Below are 22,110 nucleotides of genomic sequence, written 5' to 3'. Positions count from 1 at the left end.
GCGGCGTCGGCGGCGCCAGTGGCGTCTGCGGCCTCCCGGCCTCAGCGGCGGATGAACTGCGGACCCTGCACCGGCAGCCGGAACGACGGGTCCCCGCCCGGAGCCGGCACCGGCACCGGCGACACCGGCTGCGGGTACCCGTACGCGGGCTGGGCGGCCGGCGGGGCCTGCGTGACCGGGGTCTGCGCCGGCGGCCGCATCGCGGCGGTCCGGTCGTCCCCCGGAGCGCCGGCGCCGGCCGGGGCAGGCTCCGGCGCCGCTCCCGCCGCCTCGGCGGCGTTCTCGTCGACGGAGATCCCGTGGTCGGTGGCCAGTCCCACCAGGCCGTCGGAGTAGCCCTCGCCCAGGGCGCGGAACTTCCACCCCTCGCCCCGGCGGTACAGCTCCCCGCAGATCAGCGCCGTCTCGGCGCCGGTCTCCGGGCGGACGTCGAAGTGGGCCAGCGGCTCGGGAGCGCCGGCCGGCGTGGCGTCGTACAGCTGGATCCGCAGGTCACGGACCTGCTCGAACGGCACGTCCTCGGCGGAGGCCACCACCAGGACCCGGTCCACGGCCGGCGGCACGGACCGCAGGTCCGCCTGGACCGCGTCGGTGACCCCGTCGCCCACCTGCTTCTTGCCCAGCCGCCACACGGACCCCGAAGGGTGCCGCGGCTGGTTGTAGAAGACGAAGTCCTCGTCCGAGCGCACGCGCCCGTCCGCCCCCACGAGCAGCGCGGAGGCGTCCACGTCCGGCACCTCCGGTCCGGTGGTCCAGCGCAGCACCGCCCGTACCGCCGTGGCGGTCACCGGGATGTTGGAGCCCTTCTGCATCGCGTGCGTCATGCCCGTCATCCTGCCCTCCCGGGGCCGACCGGGACAATGCGGCCCCCCGTAGGGCCTTGTACCGGACGCGAGAGCTGGGCATGGTGCAAGAGGGTTACCTGAACTTCATGTGCTTGAGGAACTCTTGACTCACGTTCGTACGTACTATTACCGGCCACGCCAGTTGGGCCGCCGAGGCAGTACGGGGGAAGCGCATGCGTCACTTCGGGCACATATCGCCCACTGTTCGCAAGGACCTCTTCCACCAGGAGCCGGCGGAGTTCGACCTGGCCTCCCCGGCCCGCACCCTCGCGGCCGCCCTCGGAGCCACCCTCTACAGCCCGGCCGTCCGCCCCAGGCTGGCCGACGACATCCGCAAGCAGGCCGGGCGGGGCGTCGTCTCCATGGTCCTCTGCCTGGAGGATTCCATCAGCGACGCCGAGGTCGTGGGCGGCGAGGAGAACCTCGTCCGGCAGTTCGCGGCCCTCGAGGCCGAAGGCCCCGGCCCCCACGGGCTGCCGCTCCTGTTCATCCGCGTGCGCACCCCCGAGCAGATACCCGACCTCGTCCGGCGGCTCGGGGCCTCGGCCCGGAACCTGGCCGGATTCGTACTACCGAAGTTCACCGAAAGCCGTGGCACGGCCTTCCTGGACGCCGTCGCGGACGCCGAGGCGGAGGCCGGACTGCCCCGCCTGTATGCCATGCCCGTCCTGGAGACCCCCGACCTCCTCCACCTGGAGACCCGCGCCCCGGCCCTCGCCGGCATCAAGCACACCGTCAACCGCTACCGCGAGCGGGTCCTCGCCCTGCGCCTGGGCGTCACCGACTTCTGCTCCGTGTACGGACTGCGCCGCACCCCCGACATGACCGCCTACGACGTCCAGATCGTCGCCGGCGTCATCGCCGACGTGGTCAACGTCCTCGGCCGCGCCGACGGCACCGGCTTCACCGTCACCGGCCCCGTCTGGGAGTACTTCCGCAGCCAGCAGCGCCTCTTCAAGCCGCAGCTGCGCCGCAGCCCCTTCCTGGAGGAGGGCGTGGAGGAGCTGCGCACCGCGCTGATCGAACACGACCTGGACGGCCTGCTGCGGGAGATCGAGCTCGACCGCGCCAACGGGCTGACCGGCAAGACCTGCATCCACCCGGGCCACGTCACGCCGGTGCACGCGCTGTCGGTGGTCTCCCACGAGGAGTTCAGCGACGCCCAGGACATCCTGCGCCCCGAGCGCGGCGGCGGCGGAGTGATGCGCTCCGCCTACACGAACAAGATGAACGAGGTGAAGCCCCACCGGGCCTGGGCCGAGCGCACCATGCTGCGCGCCGAGGTCTTCGGTGTGGCGAAGGAGGAGGTCGGCTTCGTCGACCTCCTGACGGCCGGGCTCCAGGTGTGAGCGGGCCGGCCATGACGAGGAAGGGCAAGACGATCGACACGGTGTGGTCGGGAACCTGGGTCGCCGAGCGGCTGGGCGTGGACCTGAGCGGAGCCGACGGGGGGCCCTCGCCCGAGCTGAGGGAACTGCTCGGGCTGGCCCTGCGGCGCAACCCGAAGCGGGCCCACCTGCTGGTCTCCCAGGTGCTGGGCAAGCACGTCCCGCAGTCGCCCGCCGCCGTCTACGCGGCCGGGCACGGGCTCGGCGTCCGGGTCCGCGAGCTGCTCGGCGACTCGGCCGCCGACGCGGTCGTCCTCGGCTACGCGGAGACCGCCACCGGGCTCGGCCACTGCGTCGCCGACGGCCTGGGCCCCGCCCCCTACCTGCACTCCACGCGCCGCCCGGTGCCCGGGCTGCGGCCGGCGGGCGGGTTCGAGGAGGCCCACTCGCACGCCACGTCCCACCTCCTGCTGCCCGAGGACCCCGCGCTGCTGGCGGGGGAGGGGCCGCTGGTCCTCGTCGACGACGAGTTCTCCACCGGCAACACCGTCCTGAACACCATCCGCGACCTGCACGCCCGCCACCCGCGCACGCACTACGTGGTCGTCGCCCTCGTGGACATGCGCTCCGCCGCCGACCGCGACCGGCTCACCGGCTTCGCCGCCGAGCTGGGCGCGCGGGTGGACCTGATCGCCCTGGCGTCCGGGACGGTCTCCCTCCCGGACGGGGTCCTGGAGAAGGGGCGGGCCCTGGTGGAGGAACACGACCCGGCACCGGGCACGGCCGCGGGCACCACGCCCCCGGCCGACCCTGCCGCCGCCGGCGCCCCGGAGGGCACGGCCCCGCGCGGCACGGCCTCGGAGGGCACGGTCCCGCACGGCGCGGCCCCGGACCCTGAGGTTCCGGTGGTCACCCGGGTGCCGCTCGGCTGGCCCGCCGGGCTGCCCGACGGCGGCCGCCACGGCTTCACCGCCGCCCACCGCGAGGAACTGGAGGCCGCCCTGCCCGCCATGGCCGCGCGGCTCGCCGACGCGCTCGGCGCGCGGCCCGGACGAGTCCTCGTACTCGGCAACGAGGAGCTGATGTACGCGCCGCTGCGCCTCGCGCGGGCCCTGGAGGAGTCCGGGACGGCCCGCGAGGTGCGGTTCTCCACCACCACCCGCTCGCCCGTCCTCGCCGTCGACGACCCCGGCTACGCCATCCGCACCCGGCTGGTCTTCCCCGCCCACGACGCCCCCGCCGACGGGCCCGGCGACCGCTACGCCTACAACGTCGCCGGCGCCGGCTTCGACACCGTCGTCGCCGTCGTCGACTCCGCCGGGGACACCCCCGAGCTGCACACCGGCCTGCTGGCCCGGCTCGCCCCGCACACCGGCCGGGTCGTCCTGGCCGTCGTCCCGTCCTACGTACCCGACGACCGGCAGGAGCCGACCGTGACCCAGCCCCCGCTGCCCGAACCGCTGCGGGGGCCGGCCTTCTCCTCGTACGCCCCCGAGGACGTCGGCTGGCTCCTGCAGGACCTCTCCGACGTGCGGCTGGAGGCCCCGACCGAGGAGCGCGAGGAGGCCATCCAGGCCGGCGGCGCCCACTACGCCGAGTCCCTGCCCGTCGAGTACCAGCCCTCACCGCGCTACCAGGAGCTCTACCGCGGCGCCCTGGAGGCCTCGGCCGCCCGGATCGCCCGCGCCGTCGGCACCGTCACCGAGACCGTGCTCGCCGAACGCTCCCCCTCGCCCGTACTGGTCTCCCTGGCCCGCGCCGGCACGCCCGTCGGCGTACTGATGCGCCGCTGGGCCCGCGCCCGGCACGGCCTGGACCTGCCGCACTACGCCGTCTCCATCGTCCGGGGACGCGGCATCGACGCCAACGCCCTGCGCTGGCTCGCCGCCCACCACGACCCCGCCGACGTCGTCTTCGTCGACGGCTGGACCGGCAAGGGCGCCATCACCCGCGAGCTGCGCGAGGCCCTGGAGGAGTTCCCCGGCTTCGACCCGGAGATCGTCGTCCTCGCCGACCCCGGCTCCTGCGTCAAGACCTACGGCACCCGCGAGGACTTCCTGATCCCCTCCGCCTGCCTCAACTCCACCGTTTCCGGACTCGTCTCGCGTACGGTGCTCAGGTCCGACCTGGTCGGCCCCCACGACTTCCACGGCGCGAAGTTCTACCGGGAGCTGGCCGGGGCCGATGTCTCCGCCGCCTTCGTCGACACCGTCGCCGACCGCTTCGACGAGGTCGCCGACGCCGTCGCCGCCGAGGTCAAGGAGCTCCTCGCCGCCGACCGCACCCCGACATGGGTGGGCTGGGCGGCGGTGGAACGGATCAGCGAGGAGTACGGCATCCACGACGTGAACCTCGTCAAGCCCGGCGTAGGCGAGACCACGCGCGTGCTGCTGCGCCGCGTGCCGTGGAAGATCCTGGCCCGGCGCGGGGCCGGCTCCGACCTGGACCACGTACGCCTGCTGGCCGCGCAGCGCGGGGTACCGGTCGAGGAGGCCGACGACCTCCCGTACACCTGTGTAGGACTCATCCACCCCCGCTTCACGCGCGGCGCCACGGGCGCCGACGGAAAGGCAGTGGCCTCCCAGTGACCCGCCAAGAGACCGTCCTCGTAGCCAGTGACCTCGACCGGACGCTCATCTACTCCTCGGCCGCCCTCGGCCTGACCGTGCCCGACCCGCAGGCCCCCCGGCTGCTGTGCGTCGAGGTGCACGAGGGCAGGCCGCTGTCCTTCATGACGGAGACGGCCGCGGCGCTGCTCGCCGCACTGGCCGCCGACCCGTCGGCGGTCTTCGTCCCCACCACCACCCGCACCCGCAAGCAGTACCAGCGCATCCGCTTCCCCGGCCCCCCGGCCCGGTACGCCATCTGCGCCAACGGCGGCCAGCTGCTGGTGGACGGCGTCCCCGACCGGGACTGGCGGCGCGCGGTCGCAGGACGCCTCGCGGCGGAGTGCGCCCCGCTGGAGGAGGTGCACCAGCACCTGGTCGCCGTCTCCGACCCCGTGTGGCTGCGCAAGACGCGCCTCGCCGAGGACCTCTTCGCGTACCTCGTCGTCGAACGGGCGCTGGTGCCCGACGAGTGGCTCAAGGCCCTCACCGAGTGGGCCGGGGCCCGGGGCTGGACGGTCTCCCTCCAGGGCCGCAAGATCTACGCCGTCCCGCGCCCGCTGACCAAGAGCGCCGCGATGCGCGAGGTCGTCCGCCGCACGGGAGCGGCCACCACCCTCGCCGCCGGCGACTCCCTGCTCGACGCCGACCTGCTGCTCGCGGCCGACCGGGCCTGGCGGCCGGGGCACGGCGAACTGGCCGACGCGGGCTGGACCGCCCCCACGGTGACCGCCCTGAGCGCGGCGGGCGTCCTGGCGGGCGAGGAGATCGTCCGCGAGTTCGTCCGGGCGGTCGGCACACCGGCCGCATGACCCCGGGCCGCCGCGGGCGGTTGGCACACTGACCGCATGACCAAGGGCAACAGCACCAAGATCACCGACGAGCTCTACCAGTACGTCCTGGCCCACAACCCCCCGCTGGACGAGATCCAGCGGGGGCTCGTGCGGACCACCTGGGAGAAGTTCCCCGAGTCGGCCGGCATGCAGTCCGCGGAGGAACAGGGCCCGCTGCTGGCCTTCCTGGTCCGGCTGACCGGCGCCCGCCACATCGTGGAGATCGGCACCTTCACCGGCTTCTCGGCCCTGTCCATGGCCCAGGCCCTCCCCGCCGACGGGCGCCTGATCGCCTGCGACGTCTCGCAGGAGTGGACGGCCTACGGCCGCGAGGCCTGGGCCGCGGCCGGCGTCGCGGACCGCATCGACCTGCGCATCGCCCCCGCGCTGGAGACGCTGCGCGCCATGCCCGAGGAGCCGCACATCGACATGGCGTACGTCGACGCGGACAAGGAGAACCAGATCCTCTACTGGGAGGAACTGGTGCCGAGGCTGCGGCCGGGCGGCCTGATCGTCACCGACAACACCCTGTACCACGGCACCGTTCTCGACGAGTCACCGCAGAGCCGCGGCGCGAGCGTCCGCGCGTTCAACGAGCACGCCAAGGCCGACACCCGCATGGACTCCGTCCTGCTGGCGATCTCGGACGGCCTGACCCTCTCGCGCAAGCGCTGAGCGCAAGTGCCGAGTGCCGAGTGCCCGGCGCCCGGCGCCCGCTCAGCCGCAGCCGCCCCCGCCGCAGCAGCCGCCCCCGGCGGCGGGCGCGGGCGCGGGGGCACTGCTGGTCCCGCCGACGGCGACGGCGGAGAGCAGCTTGACGGTGTCGGCGTGCCCCGCGGGGCAGTCGGCGGGCGCGGACGACTCGGCCATCGGCCGGCTGACCTCAAAGGTGTCGTCGCAGGTCCGGCAGCGGTATTCGTAACGAGGCATGCGCACAGGCTACGCAGTGGGGCGGCCCGACCGGAATCCCTCGCGGACCCGCGTCTCGCGCGCCGCCTGTTCGGGGTGGCGGGCGCGCCAGTACGGATTGTCGTGCGGCAGGGCGCTGCCCACCCGCCCGTACATCCCGAACCACATCAGCATCACGCCGACGACGAAGCTGAACAGCACGTTCGGGATGTGGAACGCCAGGAAGTTCAGGTCGGTGTCCAGCAGGGCGAGGTTGACGAACCCGCTCACGATGAAGGCGATCCCGAGCACGATGTTCAGGGTGGAGGCGAAGGTCCCGCCGATCACCATCCCGGCGAACAGCAGTGCGCCGATGAGGATCGACAGCACGCTCAGCGCGCCGTTCGTGTTCAGGGCCAGCACCGTGTCGCCGCCCGTGTCGAAGAAGCCGATCCGGTCGATCAGGCCCAGGATGCCGAAGGCCACCAGCAGCAGCCCGGTCAGGCCCGCGCCGATCCGGTACACCTTGCTGAGCTTGTGGTCGGCGGGGAGGTGCTCGTCCAGCCGGGCGTTGACCGGGTGCAGCATCCGCTCCAGCCGGCGCGGCCCCTGCCGTTCCGGCGGGGGACCGTACGGCTCGTGCGGCACGTACGGCGCGTAGTGCTCGTGCGGCTCGGTGCACCCGTACGCCGCGTGCGCCACGTACGGCTCGTGGGGTACCGGGGGAGCCGGCCGGCGCGTGCGGGGACGGTGGAACGTGTGGGCAGCCATGGCGCCCTCCTCAGTCCTCTGTTCCGTTCCAGCATCCGCCGCCGCCCCCGCCCAGGCCACCCCACCGCCCACAGCCCGCACCGCCCCGCCGCCCGCGGCCCCGCCCGCCCGCGCCTGCCCGTCCGCGCCCGCCTGCCTGCGCCCGCGCCTGCCCGACTGCGCGCCGCCCGCGCCTGCCCGACCGCGCGCCGCCTGCGCCCTGGCTACCCCGCCGCGGGCAGCCCGCACCTCCCCGCCCGCCCGCGCGCCGCCTGCGCCTGCCCGACCGCGGCCGCGCCCGCCCGCCCGCCCGCCGCCTGCGCCTGCCCGACCGTGCGCCGCCCGCGCCCTGGCTACCCGACCGCGCGCAGCCCGCACCTCCCCGCCCGCCCGCGCGCAGCCCGCGGCCTCGCTACCCGACCGCGCGCTCGCCGCGGATGTCCGATACCACCCGGGCCACCGCCGCCCGGACCTGCTCCAGTTCCTGGAGGAAGTGCCAGTAGTCCGGGTGCCGCCCCTCCAGCCCGGCCAGCGCCCGCTCCATCCGCGCCACCGACTCGTCCAGCGGCCGGGCGTGCCGCGGATCGGGCACGCTCCGGCCGGCCATCGCCAGCCGCTGCGCGTCCCGGATCGCGAAGCGGGTCCGCTCCACCTCGGCCTTCGGGTCCCGCGCCACCGCCTCCAGCCGTGTGAGCCGGTCCTGCGCGGCCGACACCGCCTCGTCGGTGGCGTCCAGCGCGGCCCGCACCGCCTCGACCAGTGCCGTTACGTCGGCCCAGCGCTGTTCCTCGCGCGCCCGGGCGGCCTCAGCCAGCCGGTCCTCCGCCTGCGCGACGTCCCGCACCGCCTGGTCGGGGACGTGCTGGAGGTCCTGCCAGCAGGCCGCGCTGAAACGGCGCCTCAGCTCGCTGAGCACCGGATCCACCCGGTCCGCCCGGTTGCGCAGCGCCTGCGCCCGGGTCCGCAGGCTCACCAGCCGCCGGTCGATCTCCGCGGCCCGCTCCGGCAGCCGCGCCGCCTCGGCCCGCACGGCCTCCGCGTCCCGCAGGATCCGGTCGGCACGCTGCACCGTCTCCTGCACCCCGTGCAGGGCCGCGCCCTGGTTCAGCTTCGTCAGCTCCGGCCCCAGCGCCGCCAGCCGCGCCGCGAGGTCGTCGGCCCGCATCCCCCCGGCCCGAGCCGCGTCCAGCGCGTCACTCGCCGCCAGCAGCGCGGCCCGCGCCCGCTCCCGCGCCGGCGCGACCCGCGCCAGCTGCGTCTCCGCCTTGTCCAGCAGCGGCTGCAGCCCCTGCGCGAACCGCTCCAGCTCCCCCTTGACCCGCACCAGCTCGTCCCGCGCCCGCGTCAGCTGCTGCCGCGCCTGCGCCGCGACGGAGCCCTCCAGGTCGACGCGGTCCAGGTCGTGCGCGTCGACGGCCTCGATGTAGGCGTGGCTGACCTCGTCGATCCGCCGCCCGAGCGCGGCGAACCCCTCGGCGGCCTGCCGCGCCGCGGGAGACCCGTCCGCGGCGGCGATGGTCTCCATGGAGATCCGCAGATCCCGCTGCGCGGTGTCCAGCTCGTAGAACGCGGCCGCGGCGGCGTCCTTGGCCGCCTGCGCATCCGCCCGCCGACCCTCGTCCCGCCCGCCGAACCACCGCCGGGATGCCGTCGTCACAGTCCCACTCCCGTACCCCGTCCGCCCGTGCCCCGGTCCATTCTCCCCCAAGGGAACGAGATTGCGTGGGGGGTCCGCCCTGCATGTAGGCTGTCCACTCGTCCACGGGTGTGTAGCTCAGGGGTAGAGCGCTGCTCTTACAAAGCAGATGTCGGCGGTTCGAAACCGTCCACGCCCACCAGCAAGAAGACCCCCCGCCGATCATGGCGGGGGGTCTTCTGCATCCACGGCTGACATCATCGGGGACGGTCAGGGACGACCGCGCCGGGTCCTGAGCAGCCGGTCCATGCCGTCAGGCGGTGGCGGGGGTATAGCCGGACGCCGGTCGGGCAGCCCCCACACCTGATGAAGCCCAACCCATTCCCGATCATGAGGGCGGCGGAGCGCGCGGGGTGGGGGTAGCGGACTGCACCCTTATTGGTGACTCGCTCACCGACGTTCAGGCCGCTCACGCCGCCGGCGCAACGGTCATCGCCTACGCCAACAAGCCCCCGCTCTTCGCCGAAGCCGGAGCCGACGCCATCACCGACACCATGCACGCCATCGCGCAGGCATTCCCCACGGCTTCGCCGTAGGAGTCACGCGGAGCTGTTACAGGTTTCTCTACCTCATCAAGCACCCGGCTGCGCTCCGCTCCGCCGGGCGGGCTTTCCGGCTCCGCTCCGCGCGACGCTCCTGCCTTCGGCCCGCTCCGCGCGCGCTGCGCCGACGCCCGCCCCTGCAAGACGGGATAGGTCCGAAGGCATGAGGCGAGCTCTACGGGCCGCAGGATCCCTCCCTCACCGACATGCCTCCGGCGGGGGCGCTCCGACTCCGGGATGGCGGGGGCGCCGCTGGCGAGTGCCGGCCGAATGGGGCTGAGGCGGGGAACTCCCATCCCGTCTGCCATCGACCCAGGACAAGCCGAGCAGCCACGGCACCGGGCGTCCAGGTCGTACGTCCAGTTGGGCGCTCCACCTGGACGCCCGGCACCGCGCCCGCTCCACATGCGTGTGGGTCGACGGCAGACGGGATGGGAGTTGGGGGCGGGTGGGCTAGCGGCCTATCTGCGCCATCCAGCCCCATCGCCCCCTCAGCTATGCCAGCCTGGGAAGGCTCCGCATTCAGAGATCTTCGGGAGGGGTACAGGGTGAAGAATCGACACGGGGACATCGGGCACGAAGACGACATCGTGTGGACGGAGGACGTCGAGTCGTTCGACTACGTCCGCGAGACTGTGGTGGACAACGCCGGCACTCGGCGACGGCCTGTCTCTTGGCGTGGCCACGCAGGGCGCCGAGTCGGCTACGCGGTTCTGAAGCAAGACGCCCCCAACTCCGACGGTGCCCCTGGCATGTTTTCGCGCCGCGTCTTTTGGGTTAAGGAGCATGATCGTTCTGAGCAGCCAGACGGGGTGTACAGCACGGGTGCACCTACCGAAGCAGTAGACCCCCGCACAGTAGCCCCTGGCGTCTGGGGCGAGCTGACGGAGCGAGCTTGGGGTGGAAAGCTCCCGTGAACCATCAGTCGGTGTGGCTTCGCCATGCCCCATCCGTGCCGGTCGTGAGTGTCTAACTGAGAGACAACGCCGACGAACAGCGGCGGACAAGTGCGACCGTGTGCGCAGCATCAAGGCAGGTGTAAAGACACTCCAGCCCAATGCGGAGACCCGCCCGAGTTGCTTCGGTTCGAAGGGCGTAAGCCATGTGCCCTGGCTCGGGCACGAGCGAGCCAGGGCACATGAACTTGCTAGCCTTCGTATAGAGACACCATCTCCATGTAGGCCGCTTCCAGCTCTTGGTCAGTGTCGAGAACCAGGCAGCACATCGGGCAAACGTAGGCTCGCGCGTGGGCCGTCGTGGGAGGTCCCTCGTCGTGCTGCCCGCAGTAGGACCCACCCGCATTGCACTCGAAGTCGCTGCACCTACCAGGCTCTAGGTATCCGTAGAAATCTCCCCAGGCCGGGCACGCGGGGCACGTCTCCCAACGGGAGAGATTCATGCCGTAGGCCGACGGCTCATACAGGCGCGGGCGCCAGATCACGTCGCTGGAGGGGGCCGTGAGGATGTACTGCAACTCCTTCGGGAGCGCAGACGCAAAGGCTCCTTCGACTTCACGCGCCACGAGGGTCTTCACAGCCACCGCATCATGCGCCGACACGGGAGCGGTCGGCTCCCTGCGCGACAGATAGCCGTACGACCGCAAGAGCGCCGATGTTGCGCGTTGAGCCCGCGTGGCAGTCGTATAGAGGGCAGCCGAAACGATGGCTCGGCGGGCTACGTTAAGTGCACTCTTGGCAGCCTCGCTGGTGCCCAGAGGATCACCCCAGAGTGGGGTCTGGGTGATCGCCTCACTCGCCGTGGCAGCCACGGCACGAACAACTTCCCGCGCCGCGTGCTCAGCCTCGGCCGCCTCCACCTGGGCAAGGCCTTCTGCGGCCCTCTGCAGGTCGATCTCCGGAAGGTCGGGCATAGCCGCGACCTGCGCAAGGTCGCCAAAGACGTGAACGTAGTCGCCCCAGAAGTCACGCGTCGGCGTTTTCAACACTTTTCGTACGGCCTCCGCCACCTTGAGTGCTGTGGCGACCACATGCTCCCCAGTGGCCGGGTCGTGGTGGGCAAGATGAGCGATGCCGTTCCGGGCGTCCATCACTGGCGTGAAGGATTCGAGTGTTACTGGCATCTGGCCACGCATCACAACCTCAGCGTCCTTGAACGCCTCCGCCATGCCGATCGTGCGGGCCTGTTCCAGAGGCTTGACGCCCCTCTCACCGCTGAACCCTAGAGCGTGGAACCTCAACGCACGGTCACCGTGCGCGGAGATGAGCAGCGGATCGTGGTGGCAGAGAATCGCCTTGAGAGCATGCTCGGCCCCCATACCCGCATGCAGAGCTGCAAACAAACGGTTCCCGCCTCGCCATGCCTTTAGAGCCGAGCGCATCATCTCGCCGGCCATCTCCATAAAGCGCTGGGTGTGCAACCTGCCCCCGTCTCCTTGTACTGGTCGCTTCCCTCCCTCGATGATGCCGAAGTGTCGGTCCTCTGAGGCATGCCTTGGAGCGACTGGTGAGGTGAACTACTCCCGGCCCCTTCCCGCCTCCGATCGACCGACTGATTCCACCTGCCTCATCCTGCACGCAGGATGATCCTGCCTGTGTGGCCTATTCGTGGACTGGCATGTTCCTTCCGCCGACCCCTACCCTGCTGACCTGCTGGAACGCGCGAGACGCACGGGCCCTCCGGAGCCGTGTGCCCTGCTGTGCTCCCGTGTGCGCCTTCCCAGTCTGTATAGCCAGCGAGACGCTGCCAGCGTCCGTGTGGTCAGGGGAAAGGAGGCACGAGGGAGTGAGCCAGCCGAAGTGTGGAGCTGCGAAGAAGGGCGGTGGCCGGTGCGCGAGGCCGGCCATCGTAGGCAGCGGTCAGTGCTACCAGCATCAAGGCAAGTGGACGCCCCGTGGGGTGGTGGACCGCGAGGCGGCGGAAGCCAAGGCGAAGAAGCAGGTGCTTCGGAAGAAGAAGTGGTCTTGGTGGTGACCGACCGCTGACATCCGTAGCTGACATCAACGTGGGTGGACCGTGGCACTCGCGAGCAGCCGCGTAGAGGCTCCGCATCCTGGGATCAGCCCGTGACAGGTTGCCCCTGGGCGAGCTTACAAAGCAGATGTCGGCGGTTCGACCGTCCACGCCCACCAGCAAGAAGACCCCCCGCCGATCATGGCGGGGGGTCTTTTGCGTCCACGGCTGACCCCAACGGGGACGTTCGGTCGTGAAGCCGTTCGTTCTTGGTCAGCCTGGTGGGCCGTACGCTGCCGCCATGCACAGAGGAGTGATCACACATGGATCCGTGCTCAAGGCCATTGCGGAGTACGACGAGTTGGGTCGGGAAGCGTTCCTGGCGCAGTACGGCTTTGGCGAGGCGCGCTCGTACGTTGTGGTGCACGACGGGCGGGAGTACGACTCCAAAGCCATAGCGGGCGTGGCGCACCAATGGGATCAGGGGCGAGCCCTCAGACCAGATGAGTTCAGCGGAGGCAAGGAGCATGCCGCGGCGTGGCTGAAGCGGGCAGGCTTCCAGGTCAAGGCGGTCAAGAATCCTGACTGGGCTCGCGACGAGATCATCCTTGCCTGTCAGCTCGTGATGGAGAACGGCTGGAAGGGGCTGGACGCTCAGGACGCCAGGGTGGTCGAGCTGTCCGGCCTGCTGCAGCTGCTTCCCATCTACGCGGAGGCGGAGCGCAACGAGAAGTTCCGCAACCCGAACGGAGTGGCACGCAAGACGTTCGATATTGCCACGCGGCATCCGGAGTACCAGGGCAAGCCCACCAACGGCGGCGCTCTGGATGTTGCGGTGCTGATGGAGTTCCTTGACCGGCCCGACGAGATGGCCGAGGCCGCTCGGCTCATTCGGCAGGGCATCGTGAGCGGCGAGCTGCAGAGTCTTCCCCCGATCGAGGACGAAGAGTTCGACGACTACAGCGCTCCCGAGGGACGGCTCCTCATGCGCCGGCACCACGCCCGCGAGCGGAACAAGAGCCTGCGGAAGAAGAAGATCGCTTCTGTAATTGAGCGCGGTGGGCGGCTGGCCTGTGAGGCGTGTGCGTTCGACTTCGAGGAGGTCTACGGCGACCGCGGCGCCGGGTACATCGAGTGCCATCACGTCGTGCCACTGCACGAAGCGGGCGAGGGGCGGACCAAGCTCAGCGATCTTGCTCTCATATGCGCCAACTGTCACCGTATGATCCATCGGCGGGCGCCATGGCCGACCCCTGAGGAGCTGCGGGCCTCCATCGAGCGAAAGCACGCAGCTGACAGGCGTGCCGCGGAAGCCATCGCACGGCCACGCAGGGCGGCTGACGAGCAGATGCCGAACCCGTGATCTGACAGCCACTGCCGGAGCCGTCGGGGTGCTCGGCCGTCATCGGACGAACTCACAAGGTTGTCGGCGGTTCGAAACGCGAGGGCCCCCGACCGGTTGCGGTCGGGGGCCTCTTGTGTGTCTGGGTTCGCGGTTCAGGCGTTGGGGCGCTTGCCGTGGTTGGCCTTCTTCTTCTTGCGGGCGCGCTTCTTGTTTCCTCGCTTGGCCATGTGTCGCTCCCTGGGGGCCGGAAGGGTCGGGCGTTCGTCAGTCTAGGTTCCGGGCCGGTTTCCCGCGCGGTGGGGCGGGGAACTGGAAGGTGTGGCAGGCGCGGCGGAGTGGGTCTGGGTCGTGGGGCTCGGCGTGGCCGGGCTCGGGCTGCTGACGGCTGCGGTGATGAGCCGGGCGCGGTTCGAGCGGGAGCGGGACGCCGAGCGGCAGAGGCTCCTCGCGGGGCTGGGCGGCGGGCCGCGGGACGAGGGCGAGCCGCGGCTGGTCGACGCCGGGGCGCACCGGGGGGCGCCGGCCGAGCTGGGGGACCGGCACGACGACTTCACCCCGATCCTGGTGGAGTACTACGCCTACGGGCTGACGCAGGCGCGCAGCAGCTTCGCGACCAGCCAGCTGTTCGCCGGGGTCGGTGCGGCCGTGCTGCTCTTCGGGGTCGGGCTTGCCGTGTGGAAGGCCGAGGACGCCGGGGACGCCTACCTCGGGGTGGTCACCAGCTCCGTCGGTCTTGTCGTCACCCTCGTCGGGCAGCTGTTCCACCGGCGCGCGGACCTGGCCCTGCGGCACATGGCCGCCCAGACGGCCGCCCTGCGCGAGGACCGGCGGGCCGCGGAGAGCACCCAGCAGGCGATGGGGCTCCTGGAGGACGTAGCCGACCCGGTGCTGCGCGCAAGGCTGCAGGCCGCGCTCATCATGAAGCTTTCCGGGGCCGAGCTGCCGCCGTCCGCGCCATAGTGGAGGTATGTGCCGCTCCATTAAGACCCTGCGCCCGCCCGCCATCCCCGAGAAGGCCACCGAGGAGGAGATCCGGGCGGCCGCGCTCCAGTACGTACGCAAGGTGTCCGGCTTCCGTGCTCCGGCCGCGCACAACCAGGAGGTGTTCGACGCCGCCGTGGACGCCGTCGCGGAGGCGACCGCCGCGCTGCTCGACGGGGTGCAGGTCCGGGGCCGGACGTCCGCCGCGGCGGTCTGACCGGCCGGCCGTCAGCGGGCGTGGGCCCAGCGGCGGCGCAGCAGCCAGACGCCGGTGCCGAGCGCGCCGGCCGCCAGGGTGCCGCCGAGGGCGATCCGGGCCGGGCTCATGGCGTCGATGCTGCCGCCGAGGCCGCCGCGGGCGGCGCCGGGGCTGATGGTGAGGGTCACCGTGACGCGGCGGCCGCTGCCGCCGCAGTCGAAGGTCACGGGGTAGGAGCCGGCGGCGGCGTCGCGGTAGACGGTTGCGGAGCCGGTGAAGCCGTACGCGCGGCTCGCCGGGGAGAGGGAGACGTCGCCGAAGGCGCGGGAGGACGCCCGCGCGGCCGAGCTGTCGCAGCCGTCGACGGTGAGGGTGACGCGGCTGCCGGGCGCGACGGTGCCCGGGGAGACCGTGGCGGAGGGGGCGGCTGAGGCGGGTGTGACGGTCGCGGCGATGAGTGCCGCGGCCGCGATCCCGGTCAGGCGGCGCCGGTTGCGCGGGCGCGTGGGGGACATGGAGGGGGCTCCTCGGGCTCGTCGAAACGGCGCGGCCAGGGCCGGACGTCGACGCGTTCGGTCGCGCCGTTCTCCGGACGCTAGAAGCCCGGGGGTGGGGCGGCGATCGGTGCCGGGTGAACGGGTGACTGGGCTGCTCCCTCCGGGGGACGTGAGGCGCCCCGCCGGTGTGTCACGCCGGCGCCGGGTCCGGGGAAGGGCGGCGCACGAGGTAGGCGGCCAGGGAGCCGCCCGCGAACAGGGCGACCGTGGAGACCGCGGTGCCGAGCCAGGCCGTACCGCCCAGCCACTGGGTGCCGAACCAGCCCAGCGACACGCTGTAGCTCGCCCAGCTCATGCCCGCCAGCACCGACCAGGGCAGGAACTCCGTCACCTTCCGCCGGGTCCGGCCCGCCCCCAGGGAGACCACCGAGCGGCCGGCCGGGGCGAAGCGGGCGAGGACCACCAGTGCGCCGCCGCCCCGCGCCAGGGCGGTGCCCAGGCGTTCCTGTGCCCGGGTCAGCCGGCGCGAGCGGGCGACGGCACGGTCCAGCCGGGCACCGCCGCGCCGGGCCAGCCGGTACGCCGCCATGTCACCCAGCACCGAGGCCGTCGCGGCGACCACCAGCAGCAGCCGGATGTCCGGGACCTCCGCCGACGGGCCGGTGGCCGCCGCCGCGGCCGCGGCGGCGCTGATCACCAGCATTCCGCTCGGCAGCACCGGCAGGAACACGTCGAGCAGCACCGACACCGCCACCGCGGCGTAGATCCAGGGGCTCGCGGTCAACGACCCCAGAGTCTCAAGCAAAGCGGGACTCCCCCGTCCGAGGCGCCGCGTCGTCGCGGGGAGCGGCAGGGGCGGCTGACAGCCATACAGCGTACGCCCGCCACCGCTGCGGCGGCGGGCCGCCCTACTCCGCGGCGGTGAGTTCCCGGTCCAGCACCGTCACCAGTCGGGCCCCCGGGCGGCCCGACCGGGCCTGGTCCAGCCGCAGCCGGGCGCTCCGGCCCGCCAGCGCCAGCGTCATCAGCTGGTTGCCGAACCACGGGCCGCCCGTACGCCGCCAGGTCACCGGCGGCCGGCCCGTCCGGCCGTGCCGGGAGAAGCCGCGCCCCAGCCACCGGCCCAGCCGCGACCAGCCCAGCCGGAACCCCCACTTCACCGCCGTGTGGATGGAGTTGTGCACGGGGGAACAGGTCAGCTGGAACACCCTCGCGGTGCTGGGTATTCGGGGCTCGGCCACGTACGCGTGATGGACGTCCCCGGACAGTACGCACACCGTCGCGGGGGCCTTCGGGCCGGTGCCCACCTCCTCGATCAGGTCGCTCAGGGCGGCGAACGAGGCCGGGAACGCCGCCCAGTGCTCCAGATCGCTGCGCCGCCGCAGGTCCTCCCCGATCCGCGCCCACCGAGGCCCGCGCTCGCCCCGGCAGAGCGCGGCGTTCCACACCTCGGCGTCATGGATCAACGGCGGCATCAGCCACGGCAGGGAGGACCCGATCAGCAGGTGGTCGTAATCCCCGTGCCCCTCCAGGGCGTTCTCCCGGAGCCAGAGCTGCTCGGCCGGGTCGAGCATGGCCCGGCCGTCCTCGGCGAGCACCCGGGCCGCCCGGGTGTCCACCATCAGCAGCCGCGTCCGGCCGAAGTCCCGCCGGTAACTCCAGCGCGCCGAAGCCGGGTCGGCGTCCGCCCCGGCCGCGAAGGCGCGCAGCGCGTCGGTGCCGTCCGGGGTGGCGCGTACGGCAGCGTAGAGCGCGTCCGCCGCGAGTTCGGCGGGGGAGAGGTTGCCCAGGTGCTGGTACACCCAGTACGACATCAGCCCACTGAGCACCCGCTCCGGCCACCAGGCCGTCGCCCGCATCTCCGCCAGCCAGGACGCGCTGGTGTTCCAGTCGTCTATGACGTCGTGGTCGTCGAATACGTGCAGGCTGGGGACGGTGGAGAGGAGCCAGCGGATCTCGGGGTCGAGCCAGGATTCGTAGTACAGCCGGGTGTACTCCTCGTAGTCCGCGACCTGCGCGCCCGGTGCCTCCCGCAGGTCGCGGCGGGCGGCGAGCCACGCGCGGGTCTCCCGCGAGAGGTGGTCGGCGTAGACCTGGTCGCCGAGCAGCAGCAGGACGTCCGGACGGACCTCGGCTGGGTCGCGGGCCAGCCGCGCCGCGAGGGTGTCGAGGGCGTCGGCCCCGTGCGGTCCGCGGCGGTCGGCGGGCGGCGCCGCCTGCCGGCAGGAGCCGAAGGTGACGCGCAGTCCGGGCGAGGGCCGTCCGGGGCGGCCGCCGACGGCGGGCGTGGTGATGGTGCTCGGCGGGAAGCCGCCGCCGGTCTGTGGCCAGACGAGGACCCCGTCGAGCAGTACCTCGTACGCCGTGGCCGTGCCCGGTGTCAGGCCGGTGACCGGCACCAGCGCGTAGTGGTGGCCGGAGATCTGGAAGGTGCGGGCGCTGCCGCCGGATCCGTCGGCGCACCGCACCTCGGCGGTGCACGGGCGGTCCGCCTCGACCCATATCGTGGCGGAGTCGCCCGTGTCCCAGTCGACGTGTCGCAGCAGTGGTCCCAGTCGCAGCCCGGCCATCCAATTCCCCCTCCTCGGAAGCCCTTTCGATCACGGTACGGGGCGGAGTGGGGGCCGGCCTCCCCCTCGCGGGGGATAGGCAGGGTGAAAACTCGGCGTCAGCAGCCGTTCAGGACGTTCACCAGGGCGGTCTTCTCCCCGGAGTCCATCTTCAGGCCCCAGTACTGCTTCACCTGGACCCACATGCGGGCGTACGTACAGCGGTACGCGGTGCGCGGCGGCAGCCACTTGCCGGGGTCGAGGTCGCCCTTGGCCTGGTTGACGTTGTCCGTGACCGCGATGAGCTGGGGCCGCGTCAGGTCGTTGGCGAACTGCTGGCGCTGGGCGGTGGTCCAGGAGTTGGCGCCCGAGCGCCATGCCTCGGCGAGCGGCACCATGTGGTCGATGTCGATGTCGGAAGCGGCGGTCCAGGTGGCCCCGTCGTACTCCGAGTACCAGCTGCCGCTGACGGCGGCGCAGGAGGAGTCGGTCACGACGTTGACGCCGTCGCGCTTGAGGACCGTCTCGCGGGTGTTGCAGGTCCCGGAGACCGTGCTCCAGTGCGGGAACTGGGCGCGGCTGTAGCCGGTGAGGGAGCCCTCGGCGGCGGGGGTGACCGTGGCGAGGTAGGAGCGGGCCTCGGCGGCGCTGATGGGGGCGGGCGGGGAGGCCAGGGCGGCCGGGGCGTTCACCAGCGAGGTGAGGGAGGCGAGGGCGACGGCGGACGCGAGGACGCCGGCGCGCCCGATGCGACGCGCGTAGACGGAGGGCGTGCGGGTGGTTATGAGGGCCATGGAGGGCTCCCTGGTGCGGGGGGTGGTGGCCGTGCGGACCCCGGCGGGGCGCGGCCATGGTGGCGGCGCCAGATGTCGCTGGGACGGGCACCAGGTGACAGATTGCCGACATGGGCACGTCACATCAAGGCAATCAATGCCCCGGATTCAAAGGGAAGTTGAGATTCCGGCTCTCGGGGCGGAGGTGGACCGGCGGTGGAGCGGAGCTGGAGTGGGGCCAAGCTCACATAACGGACGCCTTCGTCCCGCGGGCGCCGTCACGTACCCTGGACGGAGCAGAAGGGGAGTAGCTCTTCGCCGGACCGTCGACATACTGCTGGGTCACCCAGCCGGCGCCCGGAGGCAGGCCGCGTCAGCGGTCGGCCAGCGAGACCTTCGGCCGCAGTGCCCTGTCCATGTGGTGCGGCGCGTGCGACGCATGCTGATGCGTGGCGCGTGACGTGTTCACGCCTCCCAGGGCGCCGCTGAGCCGAAGCGACCCCTGAAACACCCCAGGTCTCTCGGTCCCACGGCGTCCTGCCCGACCGACCGATCGAGGTTTTCACCCCGTGTTCAGCTTCACCGTCCTCGCGATCGCCTTCGGCGTCGTCTTCCTGGCCGAACTCCCCGACAAGACGGCCCTCGCCGGCCTGATGCTCGGCACCCGCTACCGAGCCTCCTACGTCTTCGCGGGCGTCGCCGCCGCCTTCGCCGTGCACGTCGCGCTCGCCATCGCCGCGGGCAGCGTGCTCACGCTCCTGCCGCACCGGCTTGTCCAGGCCGTCGTCGGCGTCCTCTTCCTCGCGGGCGCGGCCATGCTGCTCCTGAAGAAGAACGACGAGGACGAGGAGGTCAAGCCGCCCGCCGACCAGTCCTTCTGGAAGGTCTCGGGGGCCGGCTTCATGCTGATCCTCGTGGCCGAGTTCGGTGACCTCACCCAGATCATGACGGCGAACCTCGCGGCCCGGTACGACAACCCGCTCTCCGTCGGCCTCGGCGCGGTGCTGGCGCTCTGGGCGGTCGCCGGCATCGGCATCCTGGGCGGGCGGACGCTCATGAAGTACGTACCGCTGCGGCTGATCACGAAGGTCGCGGCGGCCGTCATGGCGGCACTGGCCGCGTTCTCGCTGTACGAGGCCATCGCGGGCTGACCCGGCCGGGTCCCGGCGGGGGCGGGGGCGGGGCGGCGGGCTGGCCGGCGCCGTCCGCGCCGTGCCAGGGGGGCGGGCGGTCCGCGTCAGGGGGCGGGCCCGCCGTTCCGCATCAGGTGGGCGGGTTACGGCGTCCCCTGCGAGGCCCCGGCCGGGACGAGCGCCGTGCGCCGGTCCTGAGGCAGAGGGTCTGTCTAGGCGGGCTGGGTGAGGGTGAGGCGGAGGGTGCCGTCGGCGGCGGGGGCGACGCGGACCGCGGTGAGGTCCGGGACGTGGGCCGTCGGGCCGTGCTCGGCGGCGCGGGGGCCTATGCCGATCACGCGCATGCCGGCCGCCAGGCCCGCCGCGATACCGGCGCCGGAGTCCTCGAAGACGACGCAGCCGGCCGGGTCCACGCCCAGCTCGGCGGCGCCCTTGAGGAAGCCCTCGGGGTCGGGCTTGCTGGCCCCGACGGACTCGGCGGTGACCCGCACCTGCGGCATCGGGAGAGCGGCGGCCGCCATCCGGGCCTCGGCCAGGGCGGCGTCGGCCGAGGTCACCAGCGCGTGGGGCAGGCCCGCGAGCGACGCCATGAACTCCGGGGCGCCCGCGACGGGGACCACGCCGTCGGTGTCGGCGGTCTCGCGCGCCAGCATCACCGCGTTCTCGGCGTGGTTCAGCTCCATCGGGCGCTCGGGCAGCAGGATCGCCATCGTGGCGTAGCCCTGGCGGCCGTGGACCACCTTCAGGGCCTCCTGCGGGTCCAGCCCGTGCTCCAGCGCCCACTCCCGCCAGCAGCGTTCTACCACCGCGTCGGAGTTGACGATGGTCCCGTCCATGTCCAGGAGCAGTGCCCGGGCGGTGAGGACGGTGGAGGACTCGGGGGTGGTGGTCGTGGTGGTGCTGGCCGGCATCGGCGGGGCTCCAGACGGGCGGCTAAAGAGAACAAGCGGTTCCGTCCACCGGTCAGGGATTGCGGACGGAACCACTTTGTTTCTTCACGATACAAAACCCGGCGGGGTGCGCGCCACCGTGGGGCGAGTGACCTATCCCTCCAGGGCGCGGCGGGTCGCCGGGCCGTAGACGCCGAACTCGTCGTCGTACACGTCGTGCTCCATCTGGAAGCTCGCCACCGCCCCCTCCACGCTGCGGCCGTACCGGCCGTCGACCCTGCCCCGGTACATGCCGCGCTCCGACAGCAGCCGCTGGAGCTTCTCCACCTCGGGCCCCGAGTCACCGCGGCGCAGCGTCGCGGCCTGTACGGGCTTCGCCGGGGCGGTGGGGCTCGGGGCGCGGCTCGTCCCCGCCGACGCGGAGGGGGAGGGCGAGGCCGAGCGGGACGCGCTGGGGGAGGCGGACGCGGACGCCGAGCGGGAGGCGCTTGCCGAGGGGGAGGGCGAGGCCGGTGCGGAGGAACTCGCCGTCGGGGCGGACGGCGCCTCCGACGGGCCGGCCGGGGCGGACTCGGTCACGGGCGACGACGGCTTGGGATCCACCAGTGCGGCGTCGTGCCCGTCGGACCCCGTGAACATCACCAGGGCCAGGGCCACCGCGCCGACGGCCACCGCCGCACCGGCCGCGGCCAGCAGCGGCAGCCGCCGGGAGCGCGGCGGCTGCCCGGCGCCGCCGCCGCGCCGGCGCGGCGGGACGGCCCGCAGCTGCACCGTCTGCTCCGTCGGCGGTACTGGTACGGGCGCGGGTGTTCCGAACGCCGGGGTGACGGGGTCTTCGGCCGGCGGTCCGGCCGGGACGGGCGCCAGTATGGCGGTCGGGGCCTCGTCACCGTCGGACGCGGGCAGACCGGCCGACCCCGGCGGGATGTCGGCTACGGGTGCCGGTCCGCCGGGCTGAGCCATCCACGGCCCTGCCGGGCCCTGCGGGGCGTCGGCTACGGGTGTCGCAGTGCCCGGCGGGGGCGTTGGCAGACCGGACTGGGGCGCCCAGGGCTCCGTCAGGGCCGTCTGGCTGTCGGCCGGGGCCGCGAAGGCGTCCGCGGGGGCTGCGGCCATGGGCGTCGGGCCGCCCGGCTGGGCCGCCCAGGACTCCGCCGAGGCCGCCATGCCGTGAGCCGGGGCCGCGAAGGCTCCTGTCGGGGCTGTCGGGGCTGTCGGGTTCTGCGGGGCATCGGCCAGGGGCGTCGGAGTGCCCGGCGGAGATGTCGGGACGCCCGGCTGGCCTGCCCAGGACTCGTCCGGCGCGGCGAAGGCTCCCGTCGGGCCCTGTGGGGCTTCGGTCGCA

General features: G+C 72.8%; 22 protein-coding genes and 1 tRNA gene. 12 read left to right on the top strand and 11 right to left on the bottom strand.

Features of this window, described 5'->3' with window-relative positions:
• Window positions 1-41: 41 nt before the first annotated feature.
• On the bottom strand, window positions 42-824 hold the full coding sequence (locus tag D1J60_RS11410; protein WP_125823973.1) for a TerD family protein: 783 nt from the start codon (window positions 822-824) through the stop codon (window positions 42-44).
• 194 nt (window positions 825-1,018) lie between these two features.
• Here D1J60_RS11410 and D1J60_RS11405 point away from each other — a divergent pair, with 194 nt between their 5' ends.
• Genes D1J60_RS11405 through D1J60_RS11390 form a run of 4 tightly spaced genes read left to right on the top strand, consistent with a single transcriptional unit; the run spans window position 1,019 to window position 6,287 of the window.
• A complete protein-coding gene (locus D1J60_RS11405) occupies window positions 1,019-2,194 on the top strand; it encodes an HpcH/HpaI aldolase/citrate lyase family protein (protein ID WP_125821029.1) in 1,176 nt (391 codons plus the stop codon).
• An 11-nt stretch (window positions 2,195-2,205) separates the two neighbouring features.
• Window positions 2,206-4,761 carry a phosphoribosyltransferase gene (locus D1J60_RS11400; protein WP_125821028.1) on the top strand — a complete coding sequence of 852 codons (2,556 nt, stop codon included), beginning with the start codon at window positions 2,206-2,208 and terminating at the stop codon, window positions 4,759-4,761.
• Window positions 4,758-5,591 carry an HAD family hydrolase gene (locus D1J60_RS11395; protein WP_125821027.1) on the top strand — a complete coding sequence of 278 codons (834 nt, stop codon included), beginning with the start codon at window positions 4,758-4,760 and terminating at the stop codon, window positions 5,589-5,591. The genes D1J60_RS11400 and D1J60_RS11395 overlap by 4 nt, the downstream gene beginning before the upstream one ends.
• Window positions 5,592-5,627: 36 nt before the next feature.
• Entirely contained in the window at window positions 5,628-6,287 is a 660-nt protein-coding gene (locus D1J60_RS11390) for a class I SAM-dependent methyltransferase (protein ID WP_125821026.1), read from the top strand.
• Window positions 6,288-6,329: 42 nt separating this feature from the next.
• Here D1J60_RS11390 and D1J60_RS11385 read toward each other — a convergent pair whose 3' ends face one another.
• The 3 genes from D1J60_RS11385 to D1J60_RS11375 form a co-directional block, all read right to left on the bottom strand.
• A complete protein-coding gene (locus D1J60_RS11385) occupies window positions 6,330-6,542 on the bottom strand; it encodes a zinc ribbon domain-containing protein (protein WP_125821025.1) in 213 nt (70 codons plus the stop codon).
• 9 nt (window positions 6,543-6,551) lie between these two features.
• Window positions 6,552-7,088 carry a DUF4383 domain-containing protein gene (locus D1J60_RS11380; RefSeq protein WP_125823972.1) on the bottom strand — a complete coding sequence of 179 codons (537 nt, stop codon included), beginning with the start codon at window positions 7,086-7,088 and terminating at the stop codon, window positions 6,552-6,554.
• Between the two features lie 574 nt (window positions 7,089-7,662).
• Window positions 7,663-8,907 (bottom strand): hypothetical protein, encoded by a 1,245-nt coding sequence (locus D1J60_RS11375; RefSeq protein WP_241253227.1) that lies wholly within the window; start codon window positions 8,905-8,907, stop codon window positions 7,663-7,665.
• Window positions 8,908-9,013: 106 nt separating this feature from the next.
• Between D1J60_RS11375 and D1J60_RS11370 the strand changes: the two genes are divergently transcribed.
• The 3 genes from D1J60_RS11370 to D1J60_RS38840 all read left to right on the top strand — a co-directional run bounded on the left by D1J60_RS11370 (window position 9,014) and on the right by D1J60_RS38840 (window position 10,405).
• Window positions 9,014-9,088 (top strand) — tRNA-Val (locus D1J60_RS11370).
• Window positions 9,089-9,299: 211 nt separating this feature from the next.
• Window positions 9,300-9,482: an HAD hydrolase-like protein gene (locus tag D1J60_RS11365; protein ID WP_241253226.1), complete on the top strand. Its 183-nt coding sequence runs from the start codon at window positions 9,300-9,302 to the stop codon at window positions 9,480-9,482.
• Between the two features lie 212 nt (window positions 9,483-9,694).
• Window positions 9,695-10,405, top strand: a complete 711-nt coding sequence (locus tag D1J60_RS38840; RefSeq protein ID WP_347147187.1) for a DUF6009 family protein — start codon at window positions 9,695-9,697, stop codon at window positions 10,403-10,405.
• A 230-nt stretch (window positions 10,406-10,635) separates the two neighbouring features.
• Here the strand turns inward: D1J60_RS38840 and D1J60_RS11355 are convergent, their stop codons facing one another.
• The gene (locus D1J60_RS11355) at window positions 10,636-11,865 is read right to left on the bottom strand and encodes a hypothetical protein (RefSeq protein WP_125821022.1); all 1,230 of its coding nucleotides are present in this window, start codon (window positions 11,863-11,865) and stop codon (window positions 10,636-10,638) included.
• 834 nt (window positions 11,866-12,699) lie between these two features.
• Between D1J60_RS11355 and D1J60_RS11350 the strand changes: the two genes are divergently transcribed.
• The 3 genes from D1J60_RS11350 (at window position 12,700) to D1J60_RS11335 (ending at window position 14,941) form a co-directional block, all read left to right on the top strand.
• Window positions 12,700-13,761, top strand: a complete 1,062-nt coding sequence (locus D1J60_RS11350) for an HNH endonuclease (protein ID WP_125821021.1) — start codon at window positions 12,700-12,702, stop codon at window positions 13,759-13,761.
• Window positions 13,762-14,061: 300 nt separating this feature from the next.
• Window positions 14,062-14,703 (top strand): hypothetical protein, encoded by a 642-nt coding sequence (locus D1J60_RS11340; protein ID WP_241253225.1) that lies wholly within the window; start codon window positions 14,062-14,064, stop codon window positions 14,701-14,703.
• Between the two features lie 7 nt (window positions 14,704-14,710).
• Window positions 14,711-14,941 (top strand): DUF2277 domain-containing protein, encoded by a 231-nt coding sequence (locus D1J60_RS11335; RefSeq protein ID WP_125595440.1) that lies wholly within the window; start codon window positions 14,711-14,713, stop codon window positions 14,939-14,941.
• A gap of 11 nt (window positions 14,942-14,952) precedes the next feature.
• On the opposite strand, the gene D1J60_RS37695 is transcribed toward D1J60_RS11335, so the two are convergent.
• The 4 genes from D1J60_RS37695 to D1J60_RS11315 form a co-directional block, all read right to left on the bottom strand.
• Entirely contained in the window at window positions 14,953-15,438 is a 486-nt protein-coding gene (locus D1J60_RS37695) for a hypothetical protein (RefSeq protein ID WP_125821020.1), read from the bottom strand.
• 172 nt (window positions 15,439-15,610) lie between these two features.
• Window positions 15,611-16,225 carry a VTT domain-containing protein gene (locus D1J60_RS11325; RefSeq protein WP_125595442.1) on the bottom strand — a complete coding sequence of 205 codons (615 nt, stop codon included), beginning with the start codon at window positions 16,223-16,225 and terminating at the stop codon, window positions 15,611-15,613.
• A 103-nt stretch (window positions 16,226-16,328) separates the two neighbouring features.
• Window positions 16,329-17,990: an alkaline phosphatase D family protein gene (locus D1J60_RS11320; protein ID WP_125821019.1), complete on the bottom strand. Its 1,662-nt coding sequence runs from the start codon at window positions 17,988-17,990 to the stop codon at window positions 16,329-16,331.
• 98 nt (window positions 17,991-18,088) lie between these two features.
• Window positions 18,089-18,763, bottom strand: a complete 675-nt coding sequence (locus tag D1J60_RS11315) for an HNH endonuclease family protein (RefSeq protein WP_125821018.1) — start codon at window positions 18,761-18,763, stop codon at window positions 18,089-18,091.
• A gap of 548 nt (window positions 18,764-19,311) precedes the next feature.
• Between D1J60_RS11315 and D1J60_RS11310 the strand changes: the two genes are divergently transcribed.
• Window positions 19,312-19,893 (top strand): TMEM165/GDT1 family protein, encoded by a 582-nt coding sequence (locus D1J60_RS11310; RefSeq protein ID WP_007263871.1) that lies wholly within the window; start codon window positions 19,312-19,314, stop codon window positions 19,891-19,893.
• A 194-nt stretch (window positions 19,894-20,087) separates the two neighbouring features.
• Here the strand turns inward: D1J60_RS11310 and D1J60_RS11305 are convergent, their stop codons facing one another.
• Together D1J60_RS11305 and D1J60_RS11300 are read right to left on the bottom strand one after the other, a co-directional pair.
• Complete coding sequence (locus D1J60_RS11305) at window positions 20,088-20,786, bottom strand: HAD-IA family hydrolase (protein WP_125821017.1); 699 nt, start codon at window positions 20,784-20,786, stop codon at window positions 20,088-20,090.
• Window positions 20,787-20,918: 132 nt separating this feature from the next.
• Complete coding sequence (locus tag D1J60_RS11300) at window positions 20,919-21,728, bottom strand: peptidoglycan-binding protein (protein ID WP_125821016.1); 810 nt, start codon at window positions 21,726-21,728, stop codon at window positions 20,919-20,921.
• Between the two features lie 46 nt (window positions 21,729-21,774).
• Between D1J60_RS11300 and D1J60_RS37220 the strand changes: the two genes are divergently transcribed.
• Window positions 21,775-21,939 (top strand): hypothetical protein, encoded by a 165-nt coding sequence (locus D1J60_RS37220; RefSeq protein ID WP_164720884.1) that lies wholly within the window; start codon window positions 21,775-21,777, stop codon window positions 21,937-21,939.
• Window positions 21,940-22,110 lie beyond the last annotated feature (171 nt).

The sequence above is a fragment of the Streptomyces sp. W1SF4 genome, assembly GCF_003950035.1.
In the GTDB taxonomy this organism is placed as follows: domain Bacteria; phylum Actinomycetota; class Actinomycetes; order Streptomycetales; family Streptomycetaceae; genus Streptomyces; species Streptomyces racemochromogenes.
The sequence above is the reverse complement of the archived record's forward strand: the minus strand, read 5'-3'. Positions and strand labels throughout refer to the sequence as shown.

Excerpts from the sequence above, each read along its gene's own strand:
- D1J60_RS11380 (WP_125823972.1), bottom strand. The coding sequence starts at position 7,088 with ATGCTGCACCCGGTCAACGCCCGGCTGGACGAGCACCTCCCCGCCGAC.
- D1J60_RS11315 (WP_125821018.1), bottom strand. The coding sequence starts at position 18,763 with ATGGCCCTCATAACCACCCGCACGCCCTCCGTCTACGCGCGTCGCATC.
- D1J60_RS11305 (WP_125821017.1), bottom strand. The coding sequence starts at position 20,786 with ATGCCGGCCAGCACCACCACGACCACCACCCCCGAGTCCTCCACCGTC.
- D1J60_RS11320 (WP_125821019.1), bottom strand. The coding sequence starts at position 17,990 with ATGGCCGGGCTGCGACTGGGACCACTGCTGCGACACGTCGACTGGGAC.
- D1J60_RS11335 (WP_125595440.1), top strand. The coding sequence starts at position 14,711 with ATGTGCCGCTCCATTAAGACCCTGCGCCCGCCCGCCATCCCCGAGAAG.
- D1J60_RS37695 (WP_125821020.1), bottom strand. The coding sequence starts at position 15,438 with ATGTCCCCCACGCGCCCGCGCAACCGGCGCCGCCTGACCGGGATCGCG.
- D1J60_RS11390 (WP_125821026.1), top strand. The coding sequence starts at position 5,628 with ATGACCAAGGGCAACAGCACCAAGATCACCGACGAGCTCTACCAGTAC.
- D1J60_RS11410 (WP_125823973.1), bottom strand. The coding sequence starts at position 824 with ATGACGCACGCGATGCAGAAGGGCTCCAACATCCCGGTGACCGCCACG.
- D1J60_RS38840 (WP_347147187.1), top strand. The coding sequence starts at position 9,695 with ATGCCTCCGGCGGGGGCGCTCCGACTCCGGGATGGCGGGGGCGCCGCT.
- D1J60_RS11300 (WP_125821016.1), bottom strand. The coding sequence starts at position 21,728 with ATGGCTCAGCCCGGCGGACCGGCACCCGTAGCCGACATCCCGCCGGGG.
- D1J60_RS11400 (WP_125821028.1), top strand. The coding sequence starts at position 2,206 with ATGACGAGGAAGGGCAAGACGATCGACACGGTGTGGTCGGGAACCTGG.
- D1J60_RS11350 (WP_125821021.1), top strand. The coding sequence starts at position 12,700 with ATGCACAGAGGAGTGATCACACATGGATCCGTGCTCAAGGCCATTGCG.
- D1J60_RS11405 (WP_125821029.1), top strand. The coding sequence starts at position 1,019 with ATGCGTCACTTCGGGCACATATCGCCCACTGTTCGCAAGGACCTCTTC.
- D1J60_RS11385 (WP_125821025.1), bottom strand. The coding sequence starts at position 6,542 with ATGCCTCGTTACGAATACCGCTGCCGGACCTGCGACGACACCTTTGAG.